The sequence below is a fragment of the Rhodococcus sp. NPDC127593 genome (genome assembly GCF_042671975.1).
GTDB lineage: Bacteria > Actinomycetota > Actinomycetes > Mycobacteriales > Mycobacteriaceae > Rhodococcus_F.
The window spans coordinates 1-9,911 of sequence record NZ_JBHXWI010000129.1; the positions used below are offsets into that span (position 1 = coordinate 1).

A 9,911-nucleotide genomic window follows, 5' to 3' on the forward strand; every position below is an offset into this window, starting at 1 on the left:
AAGGCCCGCACCCGCGGCGGCGCCGCCGGCGGCGCCGCCTCCGGTGACGCCGTCACCGCCCCCATGCAGGGCACCGTCGTCAAGGTCGCCGTCGAAGAAGGCCAACAAGTCGCCGAGGGCGACCTCATCGCCGTCCTCGAGGCCATGAAGATGGAAAACCCGGTCAACGCCCACAAGGCCGGCACCGTCACCGGCCTCGCCGTCGAACCCGGCGCCGCCATCACCCAGGGCACCGTCCTCGCCGAACTGAAATAGCAGATGTAGGCCGTCACCCAAAGCACCTAGGCCTGCGCCCCACTTCATGATGGGGTGCGGGCCTAGGTGCTTTTACGTCAAGACTCCGCTTTCGTAACGAATCCCTGCGTCCACACCACTCACCGCGGGAACTGTGGTGCTCACACCGTGCTGGCGTCCGCATGAACGCGGACGCCGGCACGGCTACGGGGCAATATCGTCGAGCGCGCGGAGCGCGATCTGCTCGTTGTCATCGAGATGCTTGCGTGTCGCCGCCGCAATTTGGCGGATCCCACCGGTACGCGTGGCGACTAGGAGTTCATTGTGCGTTCGCCACCGTCGGTTCGGCTCGTCCGGTTCGGCGTCGCGTCCGGAAAAGGCGAGCCGGACGTACCGCTCCGCGGCGTGCCACAGCCCTTCGAGAGTGCGCAGATCCCAAGCCGTCGCCGCCGGCCGCAGCAGTTCGTAATGGAACGCGTGGTGGGCGTCGTAGACGTCGTCGATACCCGACGTCTCGTCGGCGAACATCGTCAGATAGCCCTCGAGCCGGTCGAAATCCTGAATTGTGAGCAGCTTGGACGCACGCCCGGCGAGCTCCGGTTCGATCTGTCGACGCAGACGATAGATGCCATGGAGATCGTCATGTGCAAGTGGAGCCACCATCGCGCTCTTGCCGGGTCGGGTGATGACGAGTCCCTGGCCTTCGAGATCGCGGAGAGCCTCGCGTACCGGAATGAAGCTGACACCGAGCTGGCCGGAGATCTCGCGCAGTGAAAAGGTCTGTCCCGGGCGCAGTTCACCGCACAAGATGGCGCGACGGATCTCCTTCGCTACCTGATTGGGAACCGATGTCGGCGCAAGCGATCGCACGAAAGACCGTTGCTCCTGTGTGGTTGCCGTCACCGCATCCTCCGCTCGGTCCTTATCTCCAACTTCGACGGCCTTGTCCGTCGTCAAGTTATGTTATAACGGTTTGCCGGTGGCCTGCACCCCCGGCCCCCGCGTCAGCTTCAGAAGCGGGTCAGCACCCCGCTGCACCGATCGGATTTCTTGATACCGCTCGATCTGTCGGACCAGCAAGAATCTTCAGCCGTCAGGCTGCAGTTTGATCGGCGTGCCCTTCGATCTGCAAAGGTCGGTGAGCTCACCCAGATCCTGGTGAGCGATGCGCCGAGCCTGGGCCTCGCGTTCGTAGAGGACCACGTCCGATTCGATCGGTTCCACGCTTTGTGTGGCTACCGCCTCTGTGGTCACGAACGGATGCAGAATCACCCCGTCGAAATGTGCTCCGGCAAGCTGCAAGATCTTTTCACCGACGCACGCAAGGATCATTGGCGGCGGATCAGGGTATTTCCCAACTTCATCTCGGGATAGATGCCGGCGGGCCCGCGGTATTCAACGGTCTCACCCGCCCAGCCGACGCAACAAGCTTGCACAGCCGTGCATTCCGTCCAGGCCTAGCGCGGGAGTGCCGAATGCCCGGAAGTGGGAAGCGACCCGGTGCGAATCCAAGCTGGAAGCGACCTTTGGTCAACGTCTGCAGAGTTGCGCCCATCCCCGCGAGCACCACTGGATGGGAGGTACCGAAGTGGTTGACGCCGGCGAGGAGCCCAACACGGTCGGGTGACCTGGAAAGCGCCCCCATGACGGATGCGATCTCCTTGGTTTCCCACCGTTCTGAGACGAAGATGCCGGACAGGCCGATGTGCTCCCCTTCGACGGCGTGTTGAAGACCATCATGCACGTCCGCCAAGCGACCGGGGAGGATGTAGGAGTTCACGGCTTGTCCATCAGTTCCTCGAGCGCGGCTCTCTCGGAGAGCTCTCGTTGTCGTCGAACAGGGGGCGGATTCCGCGCGCGGCCATGATCTGGTCGTTGCTGGCGCCGGCGGCGATCATCGGCCATACCAAGGCGTCGTCCCCGACGATGAAGTCGATGACAACGGGGCGGTCGTTGATCGAGCGCGCCTTGGCGATGACCGCGTCGACGTCCTCCTCACGCTCACATCGCAGGGCGACGCAACCGAGCGCCTCGGAGAGGCCGACGAAGTCCGGAATGCGGTGGGCGTGCGTACCGAGGTCGACGTTCGAGTACCTGCCCTCGTAGTGGATCGCCTGAAGTTGCTTCACCATTCCGAGGTTTCCGTTGTTGATCAGGGCGACCTTGATCGGGACACCTTCGATCGCGGCGGTGGCCAGTTCCTGATTGGTCATCTGGAAACACCCGTCTCCGTCGATCGCCCACACCTCGCGGTCCGGTGCTCCGAGTTTGGCTCCGAGTGCCGCTGGAACTGCGTACCCCATCGTGCCCAAGCCGCCAGAATTGAGCCAGGTGCGCGGCTTTTCGTAGTCGATATAGTGAGCGGCCCACATCTGGTGCTGTCCGACGCCGGAAACATATATCGCGTCGGGATCGGCAGCTTTGCCGAGGGACTCGATGACGAATTCCGGAGAAAGCAATCCGTCTGCGGGGCGGTCGTAGCTGAGTGGGTACGCGCGACGGACCTCATCGAGGTACACGAGCCAATCCGCCAGGTCTGTTGCCGGAATGCGGTCGGGTCGACCACTGATCTCATCTATGAAGGCCGCGATTGTCTTCTTGCAGTCGCCGACGATGGCAACATCGACGAATCGGTTCTTCCCTATCTCGGCGGGGTCAATATCGGCGTGGATTACCTTCGCGCCGGGCGCGAACGAGGCCACCTCACCAGTGACGCGGTCGTCGAACCGCGCACCAAGCGTGATCAGCAGGTCGCTCTTCTGCAGTGCCGCCACTGCGGCGACAGTTCCGTGCATACCGGGCATCCCATAGTGCAGTCGATGACTGTCCGGAAACGCTCCGCGCGCCATCAGCGTCGTCACGACGGGGATGCCGGTCAGTTCTGCGAACTCGATCAGCTCGGTCGAGGCCTCGGCTTTGATCACACCACCGCCCACGTAGAGGACCGGCGCCTTCGCTTCGATTATCAGTTCGGTGGCCGCACGGACCTGCTTGCGGTGCGGTTTGGTCACCGGTCGATAGCCGGGCAGACGCATGGCCGGAGGCCAGGCGAAGGTGGTCGTGGCCTGCAAGACGTCCTTGGGTATATCGACGAGCACCGCTCCGGGGCGGCCGGTGGCGGCGAGGTGAAATGCCTCTGCAATGGTGCGGGGGATGTCCTTGACGTCCGTAACAAGGAAATTGTGCTTGGTGATCGGCATGGTGATGCCCGAGATGTCGGCTTCCTGGAAGGCGTCTGTACCGATCAGACCGCGCCCGACCTGCCCGGTGATCGCCACCACCGGCACCGAGTCCATCTGCGCATCGGCGAGGGGAGTAACCAGATTGGTCGCACCCGGACCGGACGTCGCCATGCACACTCCGACTTTGCCCGTGGCCTGGGCGTAACCGGTCGCGGCGTGCCCAGCGCCTTGCTCATGACGCACCAACACGTGGCGGACTCGAGGAGAGTCGACCAACGGATCGTAGACCGGCAGGATAGCCCCGCCCGGGATGCCGAAGACGACGTCTACGTCCAGCGCTTCGAGCGAACGCACCACCGCTTGCGCCCCGGTGACCCGTGCCGGACAGCGACCAGCCAGAGCGTCCGAATCGCCTGTTCCGGCATCGGGAACAGCAGAGTCACTCTCGCTGACCGCAGAGAGATGTCGCTGTGTGACAGGGGCAGTAGAGACAGATGAGCTCACGTGCAGTTCCTAGGTTCGGTCCGCGGTCCAATTCGCGACGGCAGACTACGGTTGCGATTCGGACCCGCCGTTCTCGGTAGCGTCCGCGGTGTCATAGTCCGGGACCACAGCCTCGTGAGCTCTCCCGGCGGCCACGCGAAGGATGGTCACTTCCCCGGGCCTGTTGTGCCAACAGTCAATCAGTGACTTGCAGGGAGCGCAATCGGCGACGCCGCGGTTGATCAATCTGCACGGTCTCAACGGCAGTCGCCCCGTGCGGCTGGGCATCTTGCCAAGCATCGACGCCGACCTCTCGGACTTCCCCCGTATCCTCATTTCGTCTACGCAACAGCCGAACCTGTGGCGGTGGAGAGGGTTTGAAAGACCGTCGAACTCGTTTAGTATGGCTGTTATCACATATTGCGAAGGTGGCGTAGGCCACCCTATTCGAGGAGCTCTCCGCTATGCCCGACATTCACTCCGTGCCATCCAATTCCTCGCCCGACTCGATACCCGCGGGAACGTACGTCGTCGACACCGCGCGGTCGGCTGTCACCTTTCGCGCCAAAGCCTTCGGGGTGATGTGGGTCCGAGGGCACTTCCCCGTTCGTGACGGTTCGATAGAAATCGGTGGCGGCAAGCTCGCCGGTGCTGGCGTCCTCGACGCCAACGAGATCAGTACTGGCCTGGCACCGCGTGATTGGCATCTGAGGTCCTCGCACTACCTCCACACGAACGAGCACCCCACGATCCGTGTGGCGATCGATAATGCCTGCCTTTCGGACGAGAGCATCCCGTGCGAGGTCACTGTACGGGGTACCGCTGCTCCGGTGCGGTTGCAGCTCAGGTCGGTCGAGGCTGGTGACGGTGCACTCGAACTCGTTGCCGATGTGACGCTGGATCGGACGGTATTTCCGATGCTGGGCCCCTGGGCCGGCGTGTCTCGTCTCGTGCATCTGGGAATCACGATCGTTGCCCTACCTGGCGGCGAGTGAGGCGGTCGACATACCGCAGACGAGGAGGAGGCCCGGCGAGTCGAATCGCCGGGCCTCGAACATGTTCGAAGTAGTCAACATCCTGCAGTGGCCTCGCCCCCCGTCGGGGCGCTGCAGGGTGTTCGGCAGCCCTACCGTGAAACCTGTACAGCAGGAGTTGCCCTCGCCTGAACGATTTTGTGAGAACAGAACTCCCGCAGATGCGTGCGGGTCGCGAAGTCGACTTCGTTGATCAGGGTGCTGGTCACCATCGCGAGAATACGTTGGTAGAACACCGTGGGGGTGATTCCGAACTCGGGGAGGATGTATTCGTCTCCTCCGCCGAAACGGGACCATTTGGTGGCGAACGCCAGCATGGCGTGTGTGTCTCGGGTCATCATTCCTCCCAGGCCCGATTTCTTTTGGTTGAACTCATGTCAATTCTACTGCTGTAAAGCCTTTTTCAATCCTGGTTTTGACGGTGGTGAGGAAGCGGGCGGCGTCGGCGCCGTCGACGATGCGGTGATCGTAGGAGAGGGACAGGTAGGCCATCGAGCGCACGTCGATGCGGAGCTCACCTTCATGGCGGGTCGGGATCAGTCGTTCGACCACGGCACCGACACCGAGGATGCCCGTTTGGGGTTGGTTGATGATCGGGGTGTCGAACAGGGCGCCGCGGCTTCCGGTGTTGGTGAGGGTGAAGGTGCCGCCGGACAGCTCGTCGGCGGTGATCTTGCCGGTGCGGACCTTGTCGGCCTTGTCCGTGATCGCGCGGGCGAGGCCTTCGATTCCGAGTTGCTGGGCATCGCGGATGACCGGCACCATCAGCCCCTTTTCGCTGTCGACGGCCATGCCCAGGTGGCAGTGGTCGTAGTAGGTAACCTCGGTCACGTCCGCATTGAGGGAGGCGTTGAGGACCCGGTGCTCGGCGAGCGCGTCGACGGCGGCTTTGGCGAAGAACGGTAAAAAAGACAGCTTGATTCCGGTCCGTTGCAGAAAGTCGTCCTTGTGCGCCGCTCGTAGCCGGGCGACCTCGGTGACGTCGACCTCGAGGACCGTGGTGAGTTGAGCGGCGGTTTGCAACGACTCGACCATCCGCTGGGCGATGGTGCGGCGAATGCGCGGCAGCTTCTCGGTGATCGAGCCGATGGAGGACTGCGTCACGGCGGTAACTGCGCTGCCCGTCTCCGGCTCCGGGGACAGCGAGGGAACCGTCGCCGGGGCCGGGGGCACCGCTGCTGCGGTCTGTGCCGGATCCGCAGCGGGTGCCGGTGTGGGAGGCACGGCGGGTGCCGGTGTGGGAGGCACGGCGGGTGCCGGTGTGGGAAGCGCAGGAGAATTGTCGGCCGGACCACTGGACGATTCGCTAATGATTGCCAGTTCGGCGTCGATTGCGACGACGTCGTTCTCCTCGGCGAGGATGCGCTGGAGAATCCCGGTGACCGGTGACGGAATCTCGGTGTCGACCTTGTCGGTGGCGACCTCGAGCAGTGGTTCCTCCGCGGTGACATGGTCACCGGGTTGTTTGAGCCACCGGGTGATGGTGCCCTCGTCGACGCTTTCCCCGAGTGCCGGCATCCGCACCGTGGTGCCTGCGAGTTGTTCGGTTGTCATCGTGTTGTCTGCTCCTGGCCTGTGTGCGTGCGGGTCTCGGTGATCAGGGGATGATGTCGAGTGCGGCCCGCACGATGCTGTCGGTGTCGATGCCGTGGTAGCGGTACACCTCGTCGAGGGAGCCGACCTGGCCGAACTTGCTCACTCCGAGTGCGGTGCTGCGCACCTGGTTGATGCCGGCGAGGAACGCCAGGGTGTGCGGGTGGCCGTCGAGGACGGTGACCATTGGGTTGGCGCGATCGGCCGGGAACAGCTGATCAAGGATCCAGCTCTCACCGGACCCGCGGCCCTGCCGCGCCTGGACCGCCTCGAACAGCAACCCGGGACTGGTCACGCAGACGACGTCGGCGGGGATGGCTTGCTCGGAGAGCCGGTCGGCGGCGGCCAGGGCTTCGGTCACCATCGCCCCCATCGCCACGAGGGTCACCTGCGCATCATCTCGGCGGACGAGGGGGTAGCCGCCGGCCACCACCTGACGGCGGCGGCGCTCGCGGGCCGCCGGGTCCGTGGGCACCGCGGCCAGGGTCTGATCGACCGGGCGGGTGGACAGCCGCAGGTAGGCGGAGGTGCCGTCCGGGCGACCGAGCCGGCCGATGCTGGCCAGCAAGGCCCACTCGGTGTCGATCGCGAACGCCGGTTCGTAGCTGATGCACCCGGGCTGCTCGAGACCGATGGACGGGGTCTTGATCGACTGGTGCGCACCGCCTTCGGCGGCGAGGGTGACACCGGAGGGGGTGCCGACCAGGATCGACTGCCCGCCCGCGTAGATGCCGTACGACCAGGGCTCGAGGGCGCGTTCGAGGAACGGGTCGTACATCACCCCGATCGGGAACAGCGGCTGCCCCCACCGGCTCCAGGTGGCGCCGAGCTCACCCATCAGTCCGACCAGGTTGGTTTCGGCGATGCCCAGTTCCATGTGCTGCCCGGTGGGCCGCTCATTCCAGTGCATGATGGTCTCGCGGTCGTCCTCGAACCAGTTGCGGCGCTCGGCCGCCGACCACACGCCGACCTTGTTGACCCACCCACCGAGGTTCGTCGTCGAACTCACGTCCGGGCTGACCGTGACCACCCGTTTCGCGGCCTCGGGAGCCTCGCGGGTCAGGTCCAGCAGCACCCGGCCCAGCGCCGCCTGGGTGGTGGCGGTGCCCTTCGGGGTGCGGCCGATGTCGGTCGGGATCGTCAGCGCGGGCAGCGCCGGGACAGGGTTCCGGCGCAGCCGCTCCGCGTTGCTCGCGCACCGCCGCCCGGCTGGGGAGTCGGCGTCGAACCGGCCCCACGGCGACGCCGGGTCCATGCCCAGATCGGCCGCGAGCGAGGCGAATTCGTCCACCGACAGCAGCGACGAGTGGTTCTGCGGGTGCCCCTGGGTGGGCAGCCCGTAGCCCTTGATGGTGTAGGCGATGATCACCGTCGGCCGGGTGTCGTCGATCTGCCGATAGGCCGCGGTCAGCGCGGTCAGGTCGTGGCCGCCGAGGTTGCGGATGGCCGCGATCAGGGTGGCGTCGTCGAGGCCGGCGATCAGCGCGCTGATCTCGGCGCTGCCGGGGCCGTTCCCGGGCAGGCGGGTACGGACCTCGTCGGCGCTGCACCGCAGCAACCGCTGGTACTCCGGGTTGGGCATGTCGAGGATCCGGGTGCGCAGCGCCTGCCCACCGGGCCGGGTGAACAACTCTTCGAGCAGCCTGCCGAACTTGACGGTGATCACCTGCCAGCCGGCGGCGTCGAACATCTTCTCCAACCGGTTGGCGGCGATGTTCGGAATCACTCGGTCCAGCGACTGACGGTTCAGGTCGACGATCCACACGACCTCGCCGAGGTCGGCGATGCCCGGGTCGAGGATGGCCTCCCACACCGCGCCCTCGTCGAGTTCGGCGTCGCCGACCAGCGAGTACTGACGGCCGGTGCCCGCCCCGCCGGTAGTGGTTTCGACGTAGCGGCGGGCCATCGCACCCCAGATCGGGGCGGTAGCGCCGATGCCGACCGAACCGGTGGAGTAGTCGACGGTGTCGGGATCCTTGGACCGGCTGGGGTAGGACTGCAGGCCGCCGAACTCGCGCAGGGTGGTCAGGTACTTCTCGTCGAGCTCCCCGAGCAGGTAGTTGATGCCGTGCAACACGGGGGAGGCGTGCGGCTTGACCGACACCCGGTCACCCGGCTGGAGTTGCTCGAACCACAGCGAGGTCATGATCGAGACCATCGACGCGCACGACGCCTGATGCCCACCGACCTTGAGGCCGGTGGGGTTGGGCCGGATTCGGTTGGCGTGGTGGATCATCGAGGTGGAAAGCCACAACACCCGCTGCCGGATCGTGTCGAGTGTCTCCAGATCCACCGGACCGCCGGCCTGGGCGGGCGGGGTCGCGGCCCCGGGAGTGACGGGCAGGGTGTCGTGCATCGGAATCTCTTTCCTCACATGCGAAATGTTGCGCGGGGCGCATCGGGTACGGCTGAACGGCGGGATAACCGAGCCGATCGGGAGCGGATGGGCCCGATCGGCTCGGCCTGAGGCTGAGTCGGCGGATCTGTCGCCGCGTCGTCCTTGTTGTGCGCGAAGTTGTTATAACAGTGAATCAGTATCCCGTACTGCGCAAGCACTATCCGATAATTTGAGCATAATGCCCAGTTCGTGTCCTGCCTCGAGAAACGGGATGGGCAGTCTGCCAAGCTCCGATCGCGAGTCGGGACCTAGTCCGGATCGCTCACGGGTGGGCGGGAGGGGTTACTGCAGCACCTCGATGGCGGAGTGGGTTCCGAACACGCGTCCGTGATAAGTGAGGGGCTCGCCGTGAACGTGTTCGGCCGCCACAACGCTGCCCAGGACGATCATGTGGTCACCGCCTTCGACGATCTGCTCCACAGTGCATGCCACCCAGCCGGCGACACCGGTGATCCGGGGGACCTCGTGATCCAGGTCCCACCGGACACCGTTGAACTTCCCCACCCCGCCCTTCTTCGCGAACTTCAGTGCGGTCGCTGTTTGGTCACTTGCGAGGATGTTCAGGCCGAACCGCCGCGAAGTCGCCACGAGTTCGAGCGTCTCCGAACCCTTGTCCAGGGAGACCAGGACCATCGGTGGGGTCATCGACAGCGACATGAAGGCGCTGACCGTCGTTCCGACCGGCAGCCCTCCGTCCACGGAGGAAACGACCGCGACCGGCGTCGCCACATGAGCCATAGCCTCTTTGAAGCTGTACTGAAGTGAATCGCTCTCATTACTCATCTGTCTGATTCCTTTCCTCCTGCAGTCCGTGATCGATACCGCGACTGCATGTCGTGCAAGGTGATTGCACACGTGCTCTTTTCAGATGAAGGGGACGTCGGGTTCGTTGCCGGCGAGGATCCGCCCATACAACTCAGCGTTGGTCGAGTGCAGCAGGAACGAGTGCACCGACATGGTCCGGATGTCCCGCAGGATCGAACCGAG

At 64.8% G+C, this 9,911-nt stretch carries 10 protein-coding genes; 2 read left to right on the top strand and 8 right to left on the bottom strand.

Going from position 1 to position 9,911, the window contains the following annotated elements; all coding sequences use genetic code 11:
• On the top strand, positions 1–255 hold a 255-nt coding region (locus ACFVJ3_RS48570), incomplete at its 5' end, for an acetyl-CoA carboxylase biotin carboxyl carrier protein subunit (protein WP_378458889.1).
• Between the two features lie 183 nt (positions 256–438).
• On the opposite strand, the gene ACFVJ3_RS48575 is transcribed toward ACFVJ3_RS48570, so the two are convergent.
• From ACFVJ3_RS48575 to ACFVJ3_RS48590, 4 genes are all read right to left on the bottom strand, one after another.
• Complete coding sequence (locus ACFVJ3_RS48575) at positions 439–1,137, bottom strand: GntR family transcriptional regulator (RefSeq protein WP_378458890.1); 699 nt, start codon at positions 1,135–1,137, stop codon at positions 439–441.
• A 183-nt stretch (positions 1,138–1,320) separates the two neighbouring features.
• Positions 1,321–1,566, bottom strand: coding sequence for a hypothetical protein (locus tag ACFVJ3_RS48580; protein WP_378458891.1), 246 nt, complete (start codon positions 1,564–1,566; stop codon positions 1,321–1,323).
• A gap of 28 nt (positions 1,567–1,594) precedes the next feature.
• The gene (locus ACFVJ3_RS48585) at positions 1,595–2,014 is read right to left on the bottom strand and encodes an LLM class flavin-dependent oxidoreductase (protein ID WP_378458892.1); all 420 of its coding nucleotides are present in this window, start codon (positions 2,012–2,014) and stop codon (positions 1,595–1,597) included.
• Positions 2,015–2,024: 10 nt separating this feature from the next.
• The gene (locus tag ACFVJ3_RS48590; RefSeq protein ID WP_378458893.1) at positions 2,025–3,920 is read right to left on the bottom strand and encodes an acetolactate synthase large subunit; all 1,896 of its coding nucleotides are present in this window, start codon (positions 3,918–3,920) and stop codon (positions 2,025–2,027) included.
• 443 nt (positions 3,921–4,363) lie between these two features.
• Between ACFVJ3_RS48590 and ACFVJ3_RS48595 the strand changes: the two genes are divergently transcribed.
• Positions 4,364–4,894: a YceI family protein gene (locus ACFVJ3_RS48595; protein WP_378458894.1), complete on the top strand. Its 531-nt coding sequence runs from the start codon at positions 4,364–4,366 to the stop codon at positions 4,892–4,894.
• Positions 4,895–5,025: 131 nt separating this feature from the next.
• Here ACFVJ3_RS48595 and ACFVJ3_RS48600 read toward each other — a convergent pair whose 3' ends face one another.
• From ACFVJ3_RS48600 to ACFVJ3_RS48615, 4 genes are all read right to left on the bottom strand, one after another.
• Positions 5,026–5,271: a DUF3263 domain-containing protein gene (locus ACFVJ3_RS48600; protein WP_378458895.1), complete on the bottom strand. Its 246-nt coding sequence runs from the start codon at positions 5,269–5,271 to the stop codon at positions 5,026–5,028.
• Between the two features lie 34 nt (positions 5,272–5,305).
• Entirely contained in the window at positions 5,306–6,487 is a 1,182-nt protein-coding gene (locus ACFVJ3_RS48605) for a 2-oxo acid dehydrogenase subunit E2 (protein ID WP_378458896.1), read from the bottom strand.
• Between the two features lie 43 nt (positions 6,488–6,530).
• The gene (locus ACFVJ3_RS48610; RefSeq protein ID WP_378458897.1) at positions 6,531–8,882 is read right to left on the bottom strand and encodes a transketolase C-terminal domain-containing protein; all 2,352 of its coding nucleotides are present in this window, start codon (positions 8,880–8,882) and stop codon (positions 6,531–6,533) included.
• Positions 8,883–9,206: 324 nt separating this feature from the next.
• Complete coding sequence (locus tag ACFVJ3_RS48615) at positions 9,207–9,707, bottom strand: flavin reductase family protein (protein ID WP_378458898.1); 501 nt, start codon at positions 9,705–9,707, stop codon at positions 9,207–9,209.
• Positions 9,708–9,911: the final 204 nt, after the last annotated feature.

Excerpts from the sequence above, each read along its gene's own strand:
- ACFVJ3_RS48595 (WP_378458894.1), top strand. The coding sequence starts at position 4,364 with ATGCCCGACATTCACTCCGTGCCATCCAATTCCTCGCCCGACTCGATA.
- ACFVJ3_RS48610 (WP_378458897.1), bottom strand. The coding sequence starts at position 8,882 with ATGCACGACACCCTGCCCGTCACTCCCGGGGCCGCGACCCCGCCCGCC.
- ACFVJ3_RS48605 (WP_378458896.1), bottom strand. The coding sequence starts at position 6,487 with ATGACAACCGAACAACTCGCAGGCACCACGGTGCGGATGCCGGCACTC.
- ACFVJ3_RS48600 (WP_378458895.1), bottom strand. The coding sequence starts at position 5,271 with ATGACCCGAGACACACACGCCATGCTGGCGTTCGCCACCAAATGGTCC.
- ACFVJ3_RS48580 (WP_378458891.1), bottom strand. The coding sequence starts at position 1,566 with ATGATCCTTGCGTGCGTCGGTGAAAAGATCTTGCAGCTTGCCGGAGCA.
- ACFVJ3_RS48615 (WP_378458898.1), bottom strand. The coding sequence starts at position 9,707 with ATGAGTAATGAGAGCGATTCACTTCAGTACAGCTTCAAAGAGGCTATG.